This window comes from Caproicibacterium amylolyticum, assembly GCF_014467055.1.
In the GTDB taxonomy this organism is placed as follows: domain Bacteria; phylum Bacillota; class Clostridia; order Oscillospirales; family Acutalibacteraceae; genus Caproicibacterium; species Caproicibacterium amylolyticum.
Window position 1 is genome coordinate 77,387 of sequence record NZ_CP060696.1, and the last position, 20,688, is coordinate 98,074.

General features: G+C 47.7%; 18 protein-coding genes. 14 read left to right on the forward strand and 4 right to left on the reverse strand.

All coding sequences use genetic code 11. From position 1 onward, the window contains the following. Nucleotides 1-34: 34 nt before the first annotated feature. The 5 genes from H6X83_RS00355 (at nt 35) to H6X83_RS00375 (ending at nt 4,108) form a co-directional block, all read left to right on the forward strand. Entirely contained in the window at nt 35-760 is a 726-nt protein-coding gene (locus H6X83_RS00355; RefSeq protein ID WP_212507223.1) for an ABC transporter ATP-binding protein, read from the forward strand. Further along, nucleotides 747-1,382 (forward strand): hypothetical protein, encoded by a 636-nt coding sequence (locus H6X83_RS00360; RefSeq protein WP_212507224.1) that lies wholly within the window; start codon nt 747-749, stop codon nt 1,380-1,382. Before H6X83_RS00355 ends, H6X83_RS00360 begins: the two co-directional genes overlap by 14 nt. Before the next feature lie 5 nt (nt 1,383-1,387). Continuing rightward, nucleotides 1,388-2,071 carry a hypothetical protein gene (locus H6X83_RS00365; protein WP_212507225.1) on the forward strand — a complete coding sequence of 228 codons (684 nt, stop codon included), beginning with the start codon at nt 1,388-1,390 and terminating at the stop codon, nt 2,069-2,071. A 298-nt stretch (nt 2,072-2,369) separates the two neighbouring features. Next, nucleotides 2,370-3,071, forward strand: coding sequence for an iron-sulfur cluster assembly scaffold protein (locus tag H6X83_RS00370; protein WP_212507226.1), 702 nt, complete (start codon nt 2,370-2,372; stop codon nt 3,069-3,071). A 26-nt stretch (nt 3,072-3,097) separates the two neighbouring features. Beyond that, nucleotides 3,098-4,108 (forward strand): GGGtGRT protein, encoded by a 1,011-nt coding sequence (locus H6X83_RS00375; RefSeq protein WP_212507227.1) that lies wholly within the window; start codon nt 3,098-3,100, stop codon nt 4,106-4,108. Nucleotides 4,109-4,386: 278 nt separating this feature from the next. On the opposite strand, the gene pbp4b is transcribed toward H6X83_RS00375, so the two are convergent. The 4 genes from pbp4b to murQ form a co-directional block, all read right to left on the reverse strand. Further along, entirely contained in the window at nt 4,387-6,600 is a 2,214-nt protein-coding gene (pbp4b, locus tag H6X83_RS00380; RefSeq protein WP_212507228.1) for a penicillin binding protein PBP4B, read from the reverse strand. A gap of 354 nt (nt 6,601-6,954) precedes the next feature. Next, the gene (locus H6X83_RS00385; RefSeq protein ID WP_212507229.1) at nt 6,955-7,791 is read right to left on the reverse strand and encodes an HAD family hydrolase; all 837 of its coding nucleotides are present in this window, start codon (nt 7,789-7,791) and stop codon (nt 6,955-6,957) included. Nucleotides 7,792-7,801: 10 nt separating this feature from the next. Then, entirely contained in the window at nt 7,802-8,638 is an 837-nt protein-coding gene (locus tag H6X83_RS00390; protein ID WP_212507230.1) for a MurR/RpiR family transcriptional regulator, read from the reverse strand. Between the two features lie 19 nt (nt 8,639-8,657). Beyond that, nucleotides 8,658-9,584 carry an N-acetylmuramic acid 6-phosphate etherase gene (murQ, locus tag H6X83_RS00395; protein WP_212507231.1) on the reverse strand — a complete coding sequence of 309 codons (927 nt, stop codon included), beginning with the start codon at nt 9,582-9,584 and terminating at the stop codon, nt 8,658-8,660. Nucleotides 9,585-9,992: 408 nt separating this feature from the next. Here murQ and H6X83_RS00400 point away from each other — a divergent pair, with 408 nt between their 5' ends. The 9 genes from H6X83_RS00400 to H6X83_RS00440 all read left to right on the forward strand — a co-directional run bounded on the left by H6X83_RS00400 (nt 9,993) and on the right by H6X83_RS00440 (nt 20,679). Further along, nucleotides 9,993-11,423 (forward strand): PTS transporter subunit EIIC, encoded by a 1,431-nt coding sequence (locus H6X83_RS00400; protein ID WP_212507232.1) that lies wholly within the window; start codon nt 9,993-9,995, stop codon nt 11,421-11,423. A gap of 14 nt (nt 11,424-11,437) precedes the next feature. Then, on the forward strand, nt 11,438-12,484 hold the full coding sequence (locus H6X83_RS00405; protein ID WP_212507233.1) for a MupG family TIM beta-alpha barrel fold protein: 1,047 nt from the start codon (nt 11,438-11,440) through the stop codon (nt 12,482-12,484). Nucleotides 12,485-12,528: 44 nt separating this feature from the next. After that, nucleotides 12,529-12,786, forward strand: a complete 258-nt coding sequence (locus H6X83_RS00410; RefSeq protein ID WP_246419351.1) for an HPr family phosphocarrier protein — start codon at nt 12,529-12,531, stop codon at nt 12,784-12,786. A 12-nt stretch (nt 12,787-12,798) separates the two neighbouring features. After that, complete coding sequence (gene ptsP, locus H6X83_RS00415; protein ID WP_212507235.1) at nt 12,799-14,469, forward strand: phosphoenolpyruvate--protein phosphotransferase; 1,671 nt, start codon at nt 12,799-12,801, stop codon at nt 14,467-14,469. Continuing rightward, on the forward strand, nt 14,453-14,932 hold the full coding sequence (locus H6X83_RS00420; RefSeq protein WP_212507236.1) for a PTS sugar transporter subunit IIA: 480 nt from the start codon (nt 14,453-14,455) through the stop codon (nt 14,930-14,932). Before ptsP ends, H6X83_RS00420 begins: the two co-directional genes overlap by 17 nt. Before the next feature lie 181 nt (nt 14,933-15,113). Then, complete coding sequence (locus tag H6X83_RS00425; RefSeq protein ID WP_212507237.1) at nt 15,114-15,560, forward strand: hypothetical protein; 447 nt, start codon at nt 15,114-15,116, stop codon at nt 15,558-15,560. A 201-nt stretch (nt 15,561-15,761) separates the two neighbouring features. Then, nucleotides 15,762-18,569 (forward strand): preprotein translocase subunit SecA, encoded by a 2,808-nt coding sequence (gene secA, locus H6X83_RS00430; protein WP_212507238.1) that lies wholly within the window; start codon nt 15,762-15,764, stop codon nt 18,567-18,569. 172 nt (nt 18,570-18,741) lie between these two features. Further along, complete coding sequence (locus H6X83_RS00435; protein WP_212507239.1) at nt 18,742-19,818, forward strand: S66 family peptidase; 1,077 nt, start codon at nt 18,742-18,744, stop codon at nt 19,816-19,818. A 15-nt stretch (nt 19,819-19,833) separates the two neighbouring features. Further along, a complete protein-coding gene (locus H6X83_RS00440; RefSeq protein ID WP_212507240.1) occupies nt 19,834-20,679 on the forward strand; it encodes a patatin-like phospholipase family protein in 846 nt (281 codons plus the stop codon). Nucleotides 20,680-20,688 lie beyond the last annotated feature (9 nt).

The following is a 20,688-nucleotide window of genomic DNA, read 5'->3' on the forward strand; positions in this document are numbered from 1 at the left end:
GACAATTTGTATAAAGCAAAAGAGGAAAATTAAAATGCTGATAAACATAGAAAACGTTAGCTACATATACCGCAAAAACAAACTGAAAGCCCTGAAAAATATCGACTTGAAGTTTTCAGGGCATCAAACCCATGCGGTATTAGGACACAATGGTGCAGGAAAGACAACTCTGTTTTTGCTGATGTCAGGATATTTAAAACTGCAAAGTGGGCGTATAACCTATAACAGTAAGTTTATCGACAATAAAAAAGAGATTGCCTATGTTCCCGAATCAGGTGGATTTTTTGGCTCGTTAACGGTATGGGAAAATTTGCGCTTTCGGTATTTGATTTCAGAGCAACCGGAACAGGACATGCACGAAAGAATCAATTTATTAATCGAAACATTTGGGCTGGACGAAAAAATCAATATGCAGGGCAAATCCTTGTCGACAGGCCTAAAGAAAAGATTAGCTTTAGCTTGTGCTTTTGTTCACAAACCCAAAATATTGCTTTTAGATGAACCGACAAATGGGATAGACCCAACCACTTACGATATGCTGGTGAAAATATTAAATAGTCAAAAAAAGAAGGGACATCATATTCTGCTCAATAGTCATGACTTGGTTTTTGTTTCAGAAGTGGCGGATGATATTTGCATTCTTAATCAGGGTAAAGTAGTTTGCCGCAAAGAACTAAATAATCTTGATGAAGAGCAGCTAAAGCAATTGTACTTTGAAAACACGGAGAGTTTTGAGGACAAACACTATGAGGATATTTAAAGTGCTGTTTTTGAATCAACTGATCATAGCCAAACAGCTTTTTAAAAATTTATTGGTTGCGCTTCTCTTTTTTCTTGTAACGATAGTTTTGTTTTGCCGTACGGGCAGCATTAGCTTTATCAATTTATTCATTCTGTGCATCGAAGCGTCCGGAATAAGTTGTCTGCCGCTTGAATTGTTGGTTGAGAAAAAAGAGAATATGTTAAATTATTTGTTTACACAAGGAATCAATAAATATAGTTACATTTTTTCCAAACTCATCATTCCTGTGGTGCTGTCTTTCGGTATTTCAATCATTCCTATGGCAGCAATTTTTCATTTTCAGCCTGTAATGGTTAGTTTAGTCGCAGTTGAAACGACAATTATCCTATCCGCTATTTTATGGTCTTTACTCATATTGATTTTTCATTTACTGCTGAATGGAGAAATCCTGCCGAGGCTTTTGAGCGGTATTTCGCCCCTATTCATTATTTTGGGTACTTACTTAATAGGATGGGTTCAGGATAAGTTCATGTGGATAACAAATGGAATCCTTTTAAGCGAAAGTATCATTTTGCTTTTTACTTGTTACGCCATTATGCAAAGAAAAGAGTGGGAAATACATTTTTTTCATGAGGAGTGATTTTGATGCGAATTTATAAAGCTTTATTACAGAATGAGCTGATTATATTAAAACGATTTGCTTTTTGGCTTCCAATATTCCAATTACTTCCGGTTGGATTCGTGATTGCTCCATATACGAATAGATATGATCCTTCTGGAATACACTATCCTGAGTCAATTGCATCTGTAATTGCGTTTTGTGGCTGTATGATAGGTGTTGCGATGTTTGCTTGTGTAAATGCTTCACAATCAGCTGCATTTGAAAAAACAGAAGGAATGAATTACTTTTTATTTTCACAAAACATCAATAAATTGATTTACATATTAGCAAAGGCTACAGTTCCAATCATACTGTCTTTTATTGGAGAAATTCTTCCGGTATCTATTTTTTATTTATCCGGTCTTTATGCGCCAGATTCAAGGTTGGAAATTGGCCTGTTAATGCTATCTATTTTAGGAGTGTGCTTAATCTGGACACTTATTTCCATTTTGTGTTCCATCTACATTAAAGAAGTGGCAAATATGGGCGTTACCTCCTTTGGCCTTACGGCGGCTGTTTTAGTTGGATTGGGTGCACTGATTCTGAATTGTACGAATATAATCATCCCTATCATGATGCTTTTATCGACGGTTTTGATTCTTTTTTTATTGGCATACTATGCTTTAAAAAGGAAAGAAGAAGTGATTTCATTCGAAAGGATGGATTAGCCCTGCTTTAACGAAGATGATTCATATAATGAAAGTACCGAGAAGGAAACAGTGGTTACACAGCAGGGAAAAATTATAAATAGTTATTATACGTATTATGCGGAAAATTTTCCCGCCTTTGCTTAAAACGCAAACTTTACGAATGACTTCTTGCTGCCTGTTTATTTCTTCACAAATCAGTTGCGAATTTACTCGAAAAGTCCTATAATAGAAACGATCATTGGTTGGGGCGTCTGCTGAATGCAGACCCCTTTTTCTGGAACAAAACCAAGGACTTGAAATCGAAAGGAGTACCGCTATGAACTATTCCGCAAAAGTGGAAAGCATGTGTACAGTCGCAAAAGGCCCCAAGCACGGCCCCGCACCTATTCCTGAAGAGGGCAAATGGGTAAAGGCTTATGACATTAAAGACATCTCCGGCCTGACACACGGTGTCGGCTGGTGCGCTCCGCAGCAGGGCGCCTGCAAACTGACGCTGAACATTAAGGACGGCGTGGTTAAGGAAGCACTGGTCGAAACAATCGGCTGCTCCGGCATGACCCACTCCGCTGCTATGGCAGCAGAAATCCTGCCCGGCAAGACCATTTTGGAATGCCTGAACACGGACCTCGTATGTGACGCTATCAATGTTGCTATGCGTGAGCTGTTCAAGCAGATCGTTTACGGCCGCAGCCAGACTGCATTCTCTGAGGACGGCCTGCCCATCGGTGCTGGTTTGGATGACTTGGGCAAGGGCCTGCGCAGCATGGTAGGTACCATGTACAGCACAGAGGCCAAAGGCGTTCGTTACATGGAGATGACTGAGGGTTATGTTCTGCACATGGCTCTGGACAAGAACGATGAAGTCATCGGCTATGAATTTGTAAATGTCGGCAAAATGATGGACGCTATCCGCAAGGGTACCAACCCGGACAAAGCCTACAAGGCAAACGTTGGTCACTATGGCCGTTACAGCAAAGAAGACGGCGCTGTCAAGTATATTGACCCCCGCAAAGAATAAGAAACAAAAAAGGAGGATTCAAAACAATGGCAAACGATGTCATCTTTGAAGGTAAAGAGAGAAGAATGCCGAAGATTGAGGCATTCCTGAAAGAAAACGGCCTCGGCACCCTGGAAGAAGCACGCGACCTGTGCCTTTCCAAAGGAATCGATGTTGATAAAATCGTTAAGGGCGTACAGCCCATCGCTTTTGACAACGCTACATGGGCTTACACCCTCGGCGTTGCGCTGGGCCTGAAAAAAGGCGTTAAGTCCGCTGCGGAAGCAAGTGAACTGATTGGTGTTGGCCTGCAGGCATTCTGCATCCCCGGCTCCGTTGCAGAGCACCGTAATGTTGGCGTTGGCCACGGCAACTTGGGCGCACGCCTGCTGCACGACGAAACAAAGTGCTTTGCTTTTCTCGCCGGCCACGAAAGCTTTGCTGCTGCTGAGGGTGCTATCGGCATCGCCCGCACAGCAAACCGTGCCCGCAAAGAGCCGCTCCGTGTTATCCTGAACGGCCTGGGCAAGGATGCTGCTTTCATCATTTCCCGTATCAATGGCTTTACATATGTAAAGACCGACTACGACTTCTTCAACGACAAGGTAAACGTTGTGGAAGAAGTAAAGTATTCTGATGGCGAGCGCGCACAGATTAAGTGCTACGGCGCAAACGACGTGCAGGAAGGCGTTGGCATCATGCGTATGGAAGGCGTTGACGTTTCCATTACCGGCAACTCCACCAACCCGACCCGTTTCCAGCATCTGGTTGCTGGCACTTACAAAAAGTGGTGCAACGAGAACGGCAAGCACTACTTCTCCGTTGCTTCCGGCGGCGGCACCGGCCGTACACTGCATCCGGATAACATGGGTGCAGGCCCTGCTTCCTACGGCTTGACCGACTCCATGGGCCGTATGCACAGTGACGCACAGTTTGCCGGCTCCTCCTCCGTGCCTGCGCACGTTGAGATGATGGGTCTGATTGGCATGGGCAACAACCCGATGGTTGGCGCAACTGTTGCATGTGCTGTTGCTGTTTACGAAGCCTGCAAGGGCTGAGTCACGCGCAGCGCGTACGCTGTTTCGGTTTCAGTTAAATAAATAGAGAGGATGCAGAGAATGTTTTTCTGCATCCTCTTTTTTGTGAAATATTATTATATGCTTTAACACTGATTTTGCAGGCGATATGCTGCTTCCTCAATGTTTAACGGCAGCAAAAAAGGGTCCTCGGAGAAGCTGCAGCCTCTCTGAGGACCCTTTCGCACTGAAACGGATTTTTCAAAAATCTTTGTTGCCTGCATTCCTGTAACACTGCGGCTTTATCAAGCACACTGCAGTCAGCCTACCGTTGCAATCAGCAGACGGCCTTCGCCATTGACATAGATACCGGCACGGGTGCCCTTTTTGGCGGTTACTGTAATCTTGAAGTAATAATCGCTGCCGGATTTTTTCACCAGACTGTATTTGAATACATTGGAGGTGCCCAGTGTAAATACAGGTGCTTTGCCGTTTTTACTGGTGATTTTAAAGGTATAGGAGCCTTTGACGGTGATATTGCTCGTGGTATCACTGCTGTAGGTCTTTACTGCGCCCAAGCGCTTCTGAAATTCGGCAACAACAGAGGCATCCGCAATGGATGTATCCAGCTGAGAAATTGCCTTTTTGGCGTAATCGCGAGTTTCTGCGGTCTTCTTCTGCTCTGCTCGGGTCACGGCTGTATCTACCAGAGAATATGCCGCCTGCAGAATGGTTTTGCCGTCATATTTATCTGCATGTGCACGGTACAGTTTCATCTTTTCGCTGACCATTTCAGACACATTTGCGTTGACCGCTGTTTCACTAGCATGGTTTATGGACTGATAAATCAAATCCGGAATTGTGCCCAGTGTAGCGGTTGTAAATTTGTTGCCAACAAAGTCATTTGCGTTGGATTTGTTGTCGATCAGCGGCGAGTTGATTTTGTTGGTCAGCAGCACCATGACCAGATCATTCTTCGGGTCGATCATAGTCAAGGTACCAGTCCAGCCCTGATGCCCGATTGTATCGTCGGAAGATTCCACACCGAAATACCACGGGCGGCCGTAGCTGCCTTCACGCCACCAGCCAAGGCCCCAGGTCGGCAGAGCGTCTTTCCGCTTGGTGAACTCGGCAATGGTATTTTTGTCAAAGAATTTGTTTCCGCCGTAACCGCCGCCGTTGAGCATTACCTGACAGAGTTTTGCAAGGTCGCCTGCATCTGCAAACAGACCGGCATGGCCAGAAACACCATTCATGCAATAGTATGCTTTTTCATCATGCACCTGACCCTGCAGGGTGTTAGTGCGGACATTTTTAAAGCTGACAGCGCCGTCGCGGGTGTTGCCGTTCAATTCTGTTGCGGCGCAATTCTGTACGCCGAAGCCTTTTTGAAGCGGGTTGTACATAATGTGGGTAAGCCCCATTGGTTTATAGATTGTATTCTCAACATACTGGTCAAGATTCTGACCGGTTACTTTTTCGACGATCAGCCCCAGCAGCATGTAGTCTACATCTGAATATTTTGTCTGGGTACCCGGCTGATAGATCAGCGAAGTGTTCATGATTCGCTGTATGGTCGTCTTTTTATCCTGTGAGTACAGGATGTTGTCCACATTTGGGTCACTCTTCTGGGCTGCCTGATCGAAATGATCGTTAAAATACTGCGGATCAGCCGGGAAACCAGCCTGATGTTCCATGATTTCTTTCAGTGTCAGGTCTGCTTTTCCTTTAATCGCGTCATTTGCACCGTCCTGAAACTCCGGAAAATACTTTGTTACCTTATCGTTGATACTGACTTTGCCTTCGCTGACCAGCTTTTGCATGGCGTAGTTGGTTGCGTACATTTTCGTGTTGGAAGCAAGGTCATAAAGGGTATCGGTTGTTACTTTGGCGGAGTCCGTTTTGCGGGTGCCGTTCTGGTTGTAGGCGTTTACGGTGCCGTAAGCTGTGTTTTTAACGAGCACACCGTTTTTGATGATGGCCAGCTGAGCACTTGTGAAACCATATTTCACGTCATTGCTGATAATCGTGTCGATTAAGTTCAGCTCGTCTGTGTCCATGCCGACGCTCTGGGCTGTTCCGGCAATTACCTCCGGATATGGAATCTTAACCTCGATTTTTCCGGTGGCAGGTGCGTAGTCGTTGATTTGCAGTGTGTTGCTGCCATTTACAGTGTATGCGGAAATATCGACCTTGTAGGTTTTTCCGCTGTTTTTGCAGGCTGCGGAAATATCAATCTGCTTTCCGTTTACAAAGAATCTTGTACTGCTCAGGTCTGTACATTTTATGTAGAGTACACCTTGACCCTTGTAGGCTTTGAAGCTGTAGCGGTTGTTCATCAGCAGGGTGTCATCCACATAGCCTGCCCAGTCCGGGAATGTGCAGTCCGCCTGCAGACCGGACGGCACCGATTCAGCCAGTGTAACCGGCGAGGCTGCGTAGACAGCCGCACTGCCGAAGCATACCGGTGCAGCGGAGAATACCATACTGGCCGACAAAACAACTCCCAAAATCTTTTTTGGAATCACTTTCATTGGGCTCTCCTCCCTTCCTTTAGGCTGTGAAATGTCTGGCGAAAGCACGTTCTTTCCATTTTCATGATTGCAACTCCTCTTTTCATTTGTGGCAAAGGTCTGTCCCCAAATTGCAGAACGCTCTGCCAATCTGTTTTTGCAACTACATCATATACATGTTTTTAAACTTTGTCAATAATATTTCATTAAATTTGTAATAATATTAAAAAAATATTTTATTTTTCTTTAAAAATAAAAGCCGCAGCAAAATAGATATTCTGCTGGGGCAAAATCATTTTATGTTTGGCAGTATGGACGTACCAAAAGGGAAACCCCTGATGAATGGGGAAATCCCTGTTTTTATGTAGGGAAATTTTAAGACAGTGCATATTTTTCAATCGCCAGCGCGGCTCCGTCTGCTGTATTTGCCAGCGTTACCGCTTTTGCAATTTTTTGAACGGCAGGGACTGCGTTTCCCATAGCAACGCCCAACCCGCACTGCTGCAGGATTTCCATGTCATTTTCGCTGTCGCCGAGGGCGAGAACGTTTTCCATGCTGATATTTATTTTCTTCTGGTGAAAATAATGGCACAGCCCCCGCACCCCGTCCAGCTTGGAAGTCCCTGACCGCATGACCTCAATTCCGCAGCCGGTATCCACCAGCGAGAAGTCCGGGCAGGCAGAAAGAACTTTCCAAACGTTCTGCTTTTGTTCCGGGGGAATCAGCGGCAAATTGATTTTTTCAATTTCATCCTGCATCCCGGCAAGAAAATCTGCAAAACGGTTTACCGGGCAGCCGATTTCTTCCAGCACATTTACGTGAAACGGATTTAAGGCATAGGCGGACCGCTGCTGCCACTTTTCTGCTTCCAGATATATTTTTCCGTGGTACCAGATTTCTGCCCAAAGTCCTGCCGGCAGGATTTTCAGCAGCGTATTCGCCTGTACGCGGGAGAGGTAATTTGAATAAACCACCTTCTGCGTTTTCAGATGATACACTACGGCGCCGTTTGAAGTAACTGCGTAATTTACACAGGGCAGTGCCGTTACTGCTTCTGGCAGAACAGAGTAGATACGTCCGCTCGACGGCACCACCAGAATGTTTTCTGCCGCCGCTCTGTAAATGGCCTGCCGTGTCCGTTCTGAAATGCTTTTGTGGTCATCCAGCAGGACGGTCCCGTCCATATCCAATGCGAGTAATTTAATTTTCACGTCAATCATCCTATTTTAATCTGTTGATGACATCTTTCGTCTTAACCAAATATTCTTTGGTAAGCTCCATGTTGCTCTTTGCCAGCCCCAGATACAGTAAATCTGTTATAATAAAAGAAGCATTTCTGGACGCGATGGCGCCAATGCGCAGTTCCCGTTCTGTAATGGGGATATAAAGCGGAATATCGACCAGCTTTGTCAGTGGGGTGTTGCGAAACTGTGTGATTGCAATGATTGGCGTTCCAATCTCTTTGGCAAATTTGACAGCGGTATTCACTTCATGTGTTTTGCCGCTGTAACTGACTGCCAGTACAGCGTCCTGTGCAGTCATGTGCGCCGCGGCGGCAAGCTGATCGTGAAAGTCGTTGTGGTAAACAACCGGACGGTTAATGCGGGAAAGCTTCTCCATAAAATCCATGCAGATAATGCCGGAACCGCTGACGCCGAAAAGATAAATGTTCCGGCTCTGCAGCAGCACTGCTACTGCTTTTTCCAAACTTTCCGCATTTAGCAGGCGGTAAGCTTGATTTTGCAGCATAATATTCAGGCTTTCTGCTTTTTTAATGACGACCGCCATGGAATCCTCCTCGGCAATCATGTCATCAAAGTTTGTAATTTCCTCCGCACTGTCCCGTGCAAGGTCCACTTTCAGCGCAGTGAAGCCTTTGTAGCCCAGTTTATGAGAAAAACGGACAATGGCTGCAGCGGAAACTCCAGCGCGCTGACCAAGTATCTGCGCGGAACTTTGTGTAACTTCATTTGGATTTTCCAGCATATAATCGGCCAGCTTTTTTTCGGTGGAAGTGTAGCCGGCCATTCCTTCACGGATTTTATAAATGCAGCTCATAGCGGCTCCTCACAGTAAGTTATTGCAGCGGCAGCTTTTGTTCTTTCAGGCTATGAATAGCCTGCGAAATGTTGCCCTGTGCTTTTGTCAATATTATATCACAATCTTTTTTAGAAAGCTTTGTCAATGCCATACAAATTGCAATTTTTACATGATTCTCGCTCTGCTCCAAGTATTCTGTGGCTTCCTCGTAGCTGCAGGAGCTGCTTGCCATGATAATCCGCTTCGCACGTTCCACCAGTTTCTCGTTCGTCGGCTGCACATCCACCATCAGGTTTCCGTACACTTTTCCATATTGTATCATTAAGGAAGTGGAAATCATATTGAGAATCATTTTCTGCGCGGTGCCGGCCTTCATGCGTGTAGAGCCAGTTACAACCTCCGGGCCGACAATGACTTCGATTTTTGCCTTTGCGTGTTTGGAAATTTCTGCATTGCTGACACAGCTGACCGCACCTGTATAGGCACCGATTTTTGCGGCGTAGTCCAGTCCGCCGATTACATAAGGTGTTCTGCCGCTGGCGGCCAGCCCAATCACGGTGTCCTGACTGGTTAGTCCGGCAGCCTCCAAATCCTTTCCGGCAAGCTGCAAATCATCCTCTGCGCCCTCCTTTGCTTTTAAAAGGGCACTGTAGCCGCCCGCAATGATGCCTTGAATCAGTGTTGAATCTACACCGTAAGTCGGTGGGCATTCGCTGGCATCCAGTACACCCAGCCTGCCGGAAGTGCCGGCACCAATGTAAATTACACGGCCGCCCTTCATCATCCGCGCATGAATGCAGTCAACCATCTGGGCAATCTGCGGCAGCACTTTCTGCACAGCGGCTGCCACAGACTGATCCTCCCGGTTGATTACCTGCAGCATGCCGAGGGTATCCATTTGGTCTATATTGCGGCTGTTGGGATTTACCTGCTCTGTTTCCAAAGCGTTCAGTTTTATTTCCATTTCTAAATTCTCCTCGTTTCCAGCAAAAAGCTCATATTTTCATGTTTAAAAGTAACACTTGCATATATTATAGCCTAACAAAATTTAATTTCAATAAGTTATAAAGAAAATTGACAATTAATTTCAAATAAATTTACATTTGCATTTCAAGTCATTTCGTTAAGAAAATAAGTTTTTTCGTAATAATTCCTTTATTTTTAAAATAACATAATAAAATAGTGTTAATTAGGTCTATAATAGTGACGCAAAAAACAGAAATTGCGGCATCTCATGACTCAAAAGTCAAAATATTATTTTATTAATTTAAAAAATTGCTTGAAATAATATTGACATCTTCAACAAGTTATGTATAATGAGGGTGTTGGGAAAAACAGACATAAATTCAGTACTTAAAGGGGAGAAAGTGTAATGGATTATGCAAAAACCGCACAAGAAGTTCTAACGGCAGTCGGCGGAAAAGAAAACGTCGATGCAAACATGACCTGCATGACCCGCCTGCGCATTAGTCTGGTGGATCACAGCAAGGCTGATTTAGCCGCCCTGAAAAAAATTGACGGGGTTCTCGGCGTGGTGGATTCAGAAACAATTCAGGTTGTTTTTGGTCCGGGGGTTGTCAACAAAGTCGGCAGCGAGTTTGCCACACTGACCGGACTTGCACTCGGAGCGGATGAAGCAGAACTGGATGTGAAGAAGGTCGCAAACGAAAACAAATCCGCAAACAAAGCAAAACACAATGGCCCGGTACAGCAGTTCCTAAAGCATATTGCAAACGTGTTTGTGCCGATTTTGCCCGGCATTATTGCGGCAGGCCTGATCAACGGCATCATTAACGTGATTGATGTTTCCACCGGAAAGATAATGGCCGGTGTTTGGTGGTATCAGGTCATTCATGTAATTGGCTGGGCACTGTTTGCCTATCTGCCCATCTTTGTCGGCATGAATGCCGCAAAGGAATTCAAGGGTTCTCCAATCCTCGGTGCTCTGGCGGGCTGCTTCTTTGTTGTCAACGCTGCAATGCCGCTGCTGGCAAAGGTCGGCGATGCACAGATTATTCTGCCGCTGACAGGCAAGGTATTCAATCCGGGCAACGGCGGTCTGCTGTCTGCTCTGATTGCCGGTATTTTCTTCGCTTATCTGGAAAGATGGATTCGCAAGATCATGCCGAACATTCTGGATACCTTCTTCACGCCGCTGCTCACTGTCATTATCGGCGGTCTGGTAACAGTTATTGTACTGCAGCCAATCGGCGCAGCACTGACAGCCGGCATCTACACTGTTCTTGATTTCCTCTATACCAACCTGGGTGCTCTGGGCGGCTACATCCTTTCCGCAGGCTTCCTGCCGCTGGTTTCCGTTGGTCTGCATCAGGCTTTGACGCCTATCCATGCAATGCTCAATGATCCGAATGGTGTAACCAAAGGCATCAACTATCTGCTGCCAATCCTGATGATGGCAGGCGGCGGACAGGTTGGCGCTGGCCTTGCACTGTACATGAAGACAAAGAACAAGAAGCTCAAGAGAATGACCCGCGATTCCCTGCCTGTTGGTATTCTGGGCGTTGGCGAACCGCTGATGTACGCTGTTACACTGCCGCTTGGCAAACCGTTCATCACAGCCTGCCTTGGCGCCGGTTTCGGCGGCATCCTGGCTTCTTTGTTCCATCTCGGCACGGTTTCTCAGGGCGTTTCCGGTCTGTTTGGCCTGCTGATTGTTGTTCCCGGCACACAGCTGTTCTATGTCATTTCCATTGCTGCAGCATATGTGGGTGGATTTGTTCTGACCTACTTCTTCGGTGTGGATGAAAATCGAATTAACGAAGTATACGGTACAGACGATTAAATGGAGTTGTTGTTATGAATGATTTTGGAATCTCACTTTACCTTGGGACCGGCCTGCAAAAAAATGCGGAAATTGTGGAGAAAGCACACCGCGCGGAAATTCGTTACGCTTTCACCTCCCTGCATATTCCGGAGGAAGACCCAAACTGTGTGAAGGACATTCGCGCGCTGCTGGAACTCTGTAAGGAATATCAGATTTCGCTGATTGCAGACATCGGTCCGCGCACCCTGCAGAAAATGGGATTTCAAAACATTTCTGACCTGAAGCAGACGGCGATTACACATTTACGCGTAGACTATGGCTTTTCCTGCGCCGAAATGATAGAATTTTCAAAGGACTTTCACATTGTTTTTAACGCCAGTACCCTGCAGGACAGCCAGATTTCCGAGCTGCAAAGTCTGCATGCGGATTTCAGCCGATTCAGTGCCTGTCACAACTTTTACCCCAAACCACTTACGGGGCTTTCTTTGGAACGTGTACGAAAAATGAACGAGCGCATTCACCGTTTGGGTATGCGTACCATGGCTTTTGTTGCCGGGGACAGTACTCTGCGCGGCCCGCTGAAAATGGGACTGCCGACGGCAGAGGCACACCGCACCGGCGATGTGCTGCTGAATATGCTGCAGCTTATCAAACTCTGTGAAACGGACACCTGCCTGATTGGTGACATTGATGCCAGCGAGCAGGCGTACCGGCGGATTCGGGAACTTGCTGATGGTTATGTCAGCCTGCAGGCGGAGCTTGCCCCTGCCTATGCGTACATCGCTGACAGTATCCACCACGACCGGCCCGACTCCAGCGATTACGTGATTCGCTCGCAGGAGTCACGGGCCTATGCTTCCGCAGGCCGTCAGTTTTCGGTGGAGCCCTGCCAGCCCAGACCGCGCGGAAGTATCTCTGTCGGCAATGAAAAATATCTGCGGTACTCCGGTGAGCTGGAAATTGCCCGTCAGGACCTGCAGCCGGAAAGCCGTGTAAATATCATTGGTCAAGTAAAACCGGAATCTATGCCGTATTTAGACTACATTACAGATGGACTTGGTTTTAAACTCGTTCTTTAACTGCCGTAAAGCAGAGATTTATGAGTAAAGGGAGCGTACAAAAATTGAAACAATTCACCTACATGATTAAAGCAGCAGAGGGCCTGCATGCCCGCCCAGCCGGACTTTTAGTAAACTGTGCAAAAGCATGCACTTCCACTGTACAAATCTCCGCCGACGGCAGTGAAGCAGACGCAAAGCGTCTGTTTTCTGTGATGAATCTTGGTATTTCGCAGAACGATACGGTTATTATTACTATTACCGGCCCAGATGAAGAAACTGACTGCGAAAAACTCCGCGCTTTTTGTGAATCCAATTTGTAAGCTGGTGAGAAGATGAAAAAATTTCACGGAATCGGTGCTTCCGCGGGTATTGCCATGGGCCGCCTGGTGTGGTACCGAAAAGCGGAAACAGCAGTCAAAAAACAGCCGGCAGGTGATTCGCAGGAAGAACTGTCCCGCTTTCAGGCCGCACAGACACAGGCAGGGTCTGCGCTGGATGCGCTCTACCTGCAGTCCATGAAGCGAATTGGCGAAAAGGACTCTATGATTTTTCAAATCCACAAAATGATGCTGGAGGATGAGGACTTTACGGATGCGGTTGCTGCAAAAATCCAGCAGGAGCACGTAAGCGCCGAATATGCTGTCTGGCAGACCGGTCAGGAGTTTGCACAGCGTTTTGCGTCGATGGACTCGGAATATATGCGCGGCAGAAAAACGGATGTTTTGGATATTGCGCAGCGTTTGGTTCGCTGCCTTTCCCCCAAGGCACCGGCCGCAACTTTTTGCTTGACGGAACCATCTGTGCTGATTGCCAACGATCTTACCCCCAGTGAAACCGTACAGCTCGATAAATCAAATGTGCTGGCGATTGTTACGCTCAACGGTTCCAAAACTTCGCATTCCGCGATTTTGGCCCGCACCATGGGGATTCCTGCGGTGATGGGGCTGAAGGGAACAGCCGGAGAACTGCCGGATACCGCGTTTGTCGTAGTGGACGGAACTTCCGGTGAGTTGATTTTGGAACCGGACGCTCAAACCCGTGGCCTGTACGAAAAGAAGCAGGCAGCCTATGTACAGCATAAACAGCTGCTGCAGCGGCTGCTGAATTCTAAAATTATAACCGCGGATGACCGTATCATGGAGGTCAACGCCAACATCGGTCATCCGGCAGACGCGGACAGCGCGCTGGAAAACGGTGCAGACGGAATCGGCCTGTTTCGCAGTGAGTTTTTGTTCATGGAACGGGACACACTGCCGGATGAAGAAACACAGTTTGAGGCCTACCGGCAGGTCCTTCAGAAGATGGGAAGCAAACCGGTGATTGTCCGCACATTTGACATTGGTGCAGACAAACAAGTCCCTTACCTCAATCTGCCCAAGGAAGAAAATCCGGCCCTTGGCTGCCGCGCGATCCGCATCTGCCTTGACCGCAGGGAGCTTTTTAAAACCCAACTGCGCGCACTGCTGCGGGCATCGGCTTTTGGCAGTCTGAAAATTATGTTTCCAATGATCATTTCATCGGAAGAATTAAATACTGCCAAGGGGATTTTGGAGGAAGCAAAAGCCGAACTTTCGGCAGAATCCGTTGCTTTTTCACCGGACTTGAAAGTCGGAATCATGGTGGAGACCCCCTCCGCCGCCATTATGAGTGATGAACTTGCAAAACACTGTGACTTTTTCAGCGTTGGGACGAATGATTTAACGCAGTACACGCTTGCCGCCGACCGCATGAACAGCAAACTTGCCGGTGTGTATAACCAGCGCAGCCCGGCAGTCCTGCGGCTGATTCACATGGCCGCGGAAAATGCGCACAAAGCCGGTATTCCTATTGGCATCTGCGGGGAATCGGCCGCTGACCGCACACTGACTGACTTCTATCTAAAAATCGGCATAGATGAGCTTTCGGTGGCCCCGTCTTCTGTACTGGAATTAAAAGAAGCACTGCAGCAGTCCATTGACGTCTGCAAGGGAAAGGATTCAACAAAAAATGTCACTGTTTCATAAAACAAAAGCAGCGGGAACTATTTTGGCACCGCAGACGGGAACGATGATTCCGCTCAGTGAGGTGCCAGACGAGGTCTTTGCAAATAAAATTTTGGGTGATGGTGCCGCTGTGGTTCCAACGGATCATCGGGTAACAGCACCTGTTTCCGGCCAAGTTGTACAGATAGCCAAAACTCTGCACGCAGTTTGCCTGCAGAGTGAAGATGGACTGGAAATTTTAATTCATATGGGGCTGGAAACCGTTCAGCTGAAAGGCGAAGGGTTTACCTGCCATGTAAAGCTAGGCCAGCACGTAGAGGCCGGCGACTTGCTGATGGAAATGGATATTCAGCAGATGAAGCAGGCTGGCTATCATGTTGTAACACCCTGTGTTATTACCAACATGGAACAGGTAAAAAGCCTGCACGCGCATACCGGAGAATCTCTGGCCGGCAAAACAACTCTTTTGGAATACACCTTATAATTGACAGGGGCTAACCGAAAACAAAAGCCGACTGAGTGACTGAAAAATCACTTGGTCGGCTTTTTGCGTTTGTATTATGAACAGGAACAAGCAAAAATCGTTTACAGTTCTAATTGAAAAAGATATAATGAATTTAAATAACAAAAAGAATAGAAATCCGGCAATAGACAGACTGTAAGCTATGGCAGATAAATCAATGATGGAGGAAGAACGAATGGGTCCTTATCATGAGGTCTTGCTGTTGGAGCATCCAGCTAAGGGAACGCCGTACTTTTCGGCTGATGCATATTACGCGTGCACCGGCGGCTATCAGCTTTGCGGGACAGACACATTATTTCCGGAAGCAAACGGCAAAACAGCTCAAAGCAGGAAAGAAATTGACCGGTGCAGCTATACGCAGTTTGATGCGGCAGGCGTACAAAAACTAGAAAAGCTGTTGGAAGTTTGGCGGCAGATGTTTGCACTTGCGCCGGAGCAAGTTTCACTTGCAGTGGAAAACATGGAACTTGTGCTGCAGGCTACCGTTTCCCGTGTCACTCTGCTACAGAAGTTGGACGCTTTGAAAGAGTTATGTACGGCATATTTGGCGGCACCCCAAACGCATTATTTTGTGCATTTAGGGATATAGCAACTGGCGGAATTTTATAAAGAAAATATGAAGCAGAGAGAATATGCAGGTAAAAACTGTGTGTGCTGCCTGCTTTTTGTAATTCGCTGTGCCAAATTCACATAAAATCTCTTTCTTTTTACCGGCCTCTATGCTATAATCTAAAAGTATGCAATCATTTTGGAAATCGGTAGCTGGAATTTACCGTTATGAGGTGACACTATGCCAAACAATATCCTGACCAAATTCTTCGGGAACTACAGCAAGCGCGAGCTGAAGCGCGTTCAGCCTATCTGCGATGCTGTGCTTGCGCTCGAGGACAAGTATAAAGAACTTTCCGACGAGGAGCTGAAAGCACAAACCCCAGCCCTCAAAGAAAGACTGGCGTCCGGCGAGAGCCTGGACGACATTCTGCCCGATGCGTTTGCTGTCTGCCGTGAAGCAAGTGCCCGTGTGCTGGAAATGCGCCACTTCCCCGTGCAGATTATCGGCGGCATTGTGCTGCATCAGGGCCGTATTGCTGAGATGAAGACCGGCGAAGGTAAAACACTGGTTGCTACCCTGCCGGCTTACCTGAACGGCCTTGCCGGAAAAGGTGTGCACATTGTTACGGTCAATGACTACCTGGCTCGCCGCGACAGTGAGTGGATGGGCAAAGTCTACAGTTTCCTAGGGTTGTCGGTTGGTTTGATTACCCACGAAAAGGACAACAACGCACGTAAAGAAGCCTATGCTTCCGACATTACCTACGGTACCAACAACGAATTTGGTTTTGACTATTTGCGCGACAACATGGTTATCTATAAAGAGGACAAGGTACAGCGCGGCCACAGCTTCTCCATCGTCGATGAGGTTGACTCCATTTTGATTGATGAGGCGCGTACGCCGCTGATTATTTCCGGCCCGGGCGACAAGTCCACCGAAATGTACACCATTGCCGACCACTTTGCGCAGACATTAAAAGTTGTCAAGGTTGCGGAGCTGAACGAAAAAGAGGACAATGATGCGCTGTACTCTGATGCGGATTATATTGTAGACGAAAAGGCAAAGACTGCCACCCTTACCCCGCCCGGTGTGAAAAAAGCGGAGGCGTTCTTCCATCTGGACAACCTGACGGATGCCGAAAATATCGGTGTTCAGCATTATGTAAACCAGGCAATCAAAGCCCGCGGTGTTATGACCCGCGACGTAGATTACGTTGTAAAAGACGGCGAAGTCATTATCGTTGATGAATTCACCGGCCGTTTGATGTATGGCCGCCGTTACAACGAAGGTCTTCATCAGGCCATCGAAGCTAAGGAAGGCGTTAAGGTTGCCCGCGAAAGCAAAACGCTGGCCACCATTACATTCCAGAACTATTTCCGCCTGTATGACAAGCTTTCCGGTATGACCGGTACCGCTATGACGGAAGAGGATGAGTTCCGCGAAATCTACAAGCTGGATGTTGTGGAAATCCCCACAAACAAGCCAATGGTGCGTGAGGATCAGCATGATGTTGTTTACAAGACCGAAAAGGCAAAGTTCAACGCGGTCATTGACGACGTTGTGGAGCACCACGAAAAAGGTCAGCCGGTTCTGGTTGGTACCATTTCCATTGAAAAGAGTGAGGAACTTTCCAAGATGCTGAAGCTGCGCGGCATTCAGCATGTTGTTCTGAACGCAAAGTATCACGAAAAAGAAGCGGAAATCGTTGCGCAGGCCGGTAAAAAAGATGCCGTTACCATTGCCACCAACATGGCTGGCCGTGGTACCGATATTATGCTGGGCGGCAACAGCGAGTATACCGCAAAGAGCGAAATGCGCCGCATGGGCTTCAGCGAGGAATTGATTGCGGAGGCTACCGCTTACGGTGAGACCGACAATGTCGATATTCTGAATGCCCGCAAGACATTCAAGGAACTGGAAGATAAGTACAAAGAGGAAATTCGCCCGCAGGCAGAGGCAGTGCGTGAGGCAGGCGGTCTGTATATTATCGGCACCGAGCGCCACGAGTCCCGCCGTATTGATAACCAACTGCGCGGCCGTGCCGGCCGTCAGGGCGACCCCGGTATGTCCCGCTTCTATATTTCTCTGGAAGATGACCTGATGCGTCTGTTTGGCGGCGAACGCGTTGCGGCCATGATGGAAACACTGAATGTGGACGAGGATACCCCGATTGAAAACAAGATGCTGAGCAAAACAATCGAGAACGCACAGCGCAAGATTGAGGGTCGCAACTTTGGTATCCGTAAAGACGTGCTGAAATATGACGACGTCAACTCCCGCCAGCGTGAAATTATCTACAAGCAGCGTGACCAGGTGCTCAACGGCGAAAATGTGCATACACAGGTTATGGACATGATTAAGCAGGCGATTGAGAACCAGGTGAAAATTTACCTGCCAATGGATGAAAGCTTCATGGACGATCCGCGCCACAACTGGAACATGGACGGTTTACGTGACCGTTACATGGGCTGGCTGCTTACCGAGGATGACCTTGTGTACACCGACGAGGAACGCAAGAGCCTGAAGCCGGAAGAAGTTGCACAGGCGCTGTATGAAAAGGCAGAGGAAATCTGCAATCAGCGTGAGCAGCAGTTCGGTGAGGAAATCTGCCGTGAGCTGGAGCGCGTCATTCTGCTGAAAAACGTTGACACAGAGTGGATGGATCATATTGATGCAATGGAAGAGCTGCAGCGCGGCATCCGCCTGCGTGCATACGGCCAGAAAGATCCGGTAGTCGAATACCGTCTGGAAAGCTTCGATATGTTTGACGCAATGATTGACACCATTCGTGAAAACACAGCCCGCATGATGCTGACTGTCCGCCTGCACACACAGGAAGAACCGCAGCGTGAGCAGGTGTTGGAGCCGACCACTGCTTCCGGTGCACCGGAGGGTGAAGCGGAAGCTCAGCCGGAGGAACATCCCGGCCAGCACAAAATCGGACGCAATGAGCCCTGCCCCTGCGGCAGCGGCCTAAAGTGGAAGAAGTGCACTTGTGATAAGTTCCATCCCAAAGACGGCAGCCAGCCGTATGTGAATGACTAAATAGCAAGCAAAGCCGCAGGCGGAGAACCTGCGGCTTTTTGGTACAGGTATGACTGTGGCTGCTGTGTCTTTACAGTTGTTTTCCCATCAATTTTTCCGGGTGGAACGTTTCCACTACTAATATTTTACTGGGTGTATAGATTAATCATTTTATTACAGAAAGGATTTTACCATGCAGAAACCGAAGCAGCTTAGGCGGGGCGACAAAGTGGCTGTTGTCAGCCTTTCCAGCGGAATGTTGGGCGAGCAGGAGGAAGGCCATGTACAGCAGCTGGGCGAAAAACGTCTGCACGAATTTGGCTTGACGCCAGTGTATATGCCGAATGCGCTCAAAGGAATTGCGTACCTGAAAGAGCACCCGGAAGCCAGAGCCACCGATCTGAAAGATGCCTTTCTGGACGAGCGGATTAACGGCATTATTTGCGCAATCGGCGGCGATGATACTTACCGTTTGCTGCCTTATCTTATGGAAGATGCTGAATTTCGTGAAGCGGTGCAAAAGTACCCGAAGCTGTTCACCGGCTTTTCCGATACAACAATCGACCATTTGATGCTGTACCGCTTGGGGCTGCAGACCTTTTACGGTCCTAACTTTATTTGTGACCTTGGGGAACTGGCTTCGGAGATGCTGCCTTATACCAAAGAAGCGTTTGGAAGCTACTTCAAAAATGACGAAACGGCGCAGATTTTATCCAGTTCGGTGTGGTACGAGGAACGCACGGACTTCTCAACAGCGGTGCTCGATACAGAACGTGTTTCTCACCCGGAAACACATGGCTATGAAGTGCTGCAGGGCAGCGGCGTGCGTTCCGGTACGCTGCTGGGCGGTTGTATGGAGAGCCTTTACGATGTGCTAAATGGAAGCCGCTATGCAGATGAACAGGCAGTCTGTGAAAAATATGGAATTTTTCCGAAGCCGGAGGAATGGTGCGGAAAAATCGTGTTTTTGGAAACGTGCGAAGAGCAGCCAACACCGGAGCTGTTCCGAAAAGAACTGACAGCTTTGCGGGAACACGGCGTCTTTGACGCGGCTGCGGGTGTGCTGGCGGGCAAGCCGCAGGATGAAACATATTACCGGGAGTATCAGGTAATTTATCGAGAAGTTTTACCCAAAGACCTGCCAGTACTGTTCAATGTGAATTTTGGGCATGCTTACCCGCGGTGTGTGCTGCAGTACGGAACGCGTGTGCGGGTTGATTTTGACAAGGGTACAATCTTTCGGTTGGAGCCAATGTTTCAACAGAATTAAGGAGCGTTGTGGAAAATGATAGGTGTGGTGGATGTCGGCGGCGGCCTGCGCGGAATTTACGGCGCGGGTGTGTTTGACTTTTGTTTGGATAATGGGGTTCGGTTCGATTACTGCATTGGTGTTTCAGCCGGCAGTGCAAATGTTGCTGCGTACCTTGGCGGACAAAAAGGCCGTAACTATAAATTTTACGAAGAGTATTCTTTTCGAAAAAAATACATGAGTTTGCACAATTTCTTGAGGACAGGCTCTTACTTGGATTTAGACTATGTATACGGAACGTTATCAAATGCGGGTGGTGAAAATCCACTGAATTATGCCAAAATGCGGGATGCAGCGGCGCAGATGAAAGTAGTTGCAACCAACGCGCTGACCGGAAAGGCGATTTACTTCGATAAAAAAGACATCGTGCAGGACGATTATCATGTATTTTCAGCGTCTTCCTGCATTCCGGTTGTCTGCCACCCTTACATAGTGGACGGTATTCCCTGCTACGACGGCGGCATTGCGGACCCGATTCCGGTGCAGAAAGCGCTGGATGACGGCTGTGACAGGGTTGTGGTGATTCTGACAAAGCCGGAAGCAATGCTGCGGGTACCGAAAAAAGACGCTCTGCCGGCACGGCTGCTGCGCAAAAAGTACCCCAATGCCGCGCAGGCGCTGAAAATGCGTTACAAAACCTATAATGATGAAGTTGCGCTTGCGCAGAAATATGCACATGACGGAAAAGTTTTGATTGTTGCCCCTGACGACTGCTGCGGGCTGGACACGCTGACAAAAGACCGCAGCTGCATTGACCTGATGTACCGTAAAGGATTACAAGATGGCAAAAAAATTCTGGGATTTTTGGCATTTGATAGATAAATGAAATTA

Excerpts from the sequence above, each read along its gene's own strand:
- H6X83_RS00365 (WP_212507225.1), top strand. The coding sequence starts at position 1,388 with ATGCGAATTTATAAAGCTTTATTACAGAATGAGCTGATTATATTAAAA.
- H6X83_RS00375 (WP_212507227.1), top strand. The coding sequence starts at position 3,098 with ATGGCAAACGATGTCATCTTTGAAGGTAAAGAGAGAAGAATGCCGAAG.
- secA (WP_212507238.1), top strand. The coding sequence starts at position 15,762 with ATGCCAAACAATATCCTGACCAAATTCTTCGGGAACTACAGCAAGCGC.
- pbp4b (WP_212507228.1), bottom strand. The coding sequence starts at position 6,600 with ATGAAAGTGATTCCAAAAAAGATTTTGGGAGTTGTTTTGTCGGCCAGT.
- H6X83_RS00420 (WP_212507236.1), top strand. The coding sequence starts at position 14,453 with ATGTCACTGTTTCATAAAACAAAAGCAGCGGGAACTATTTTGGCACCG.
- H6X83_RS00360 (WP_212507224.1), top strand. The coding sequence starts at position 747 with ATGAGGATATTTAAAGTGCTGTTTTTGAATCAACTGATCATAGCCAAA.
- H6X83_RS00425 (WP_212507237.1), top strand. The coding sequence starts at position 15,114 with ATGGCAGATAAATCAATGATGGAGGAAGAACGAATGGGTCCTTATCAT.
- H6X83_RS00370 (WP_212507226.1), top strand. The coding sequence starts at position 2,370 with ATGAACTATTCCGCAAAAGTGGAAAGCATGTGTACAGTCGCAAAAGGC.
- H6X83_RS00435 (WP_212507239.1), top strand. The coding sequence starts at position 18,742 with ATGCAGAAACCGAAGCAGCTTAGGCGGGGCGACAAAGTGGCTGTTGTC.
- H6X83_RS00400 (WP_212507232.1), top strand. The coding sequence starts at position 9,993 with ATGGATTATGCAAAAACCGCACAAGAAGTTCTAACGGCAGTCGGCGGA.
- H6X83_RS00355 (WP_212507223.1), top strand. The coding sequence starts at position 35 with ATGCTGATAAACATAGAAAACGTTAGCTACATATACCGCAAAAACAAA.
- ptsP (WP_212507235.1), top strand. The coding sequence starts at position 12,799 with ATGAAAAAATTTCACGGAATCGGTGCTTCCGCGGGTATTGCCATGGGC.
- murQ (WP_212507231.1), bottom strand. The coding sequence starts at position 9,584 with ATGGAAATAAAACTGAACGCTTTGGAAACAGAGCAGGTAAATCCCAAC.
- H6X83_RS00405 (WP_212507233.1), top strand. The coding sequence starts at position 11,438 with ATGAATGATTTTGGAATCTCACTTTACCTTGGGACCGGCCTGCAAAAA.
- H6X83_RS00440 (WP_212507240.1), top strand. The coding sequence starts at position 19,834 with ATGATAGGTGTGGTGGATGTCGGCGGCGGCCTGCGCGGAATTTACGGC.
- H6X83_RS00390 (WP_212507230.1), bottom strand. The coding sequence starts at position 8,638 with ATGAGCTGCATTTATAAAATCCGTGAAGGAATGGCCGGCTACACTTCC.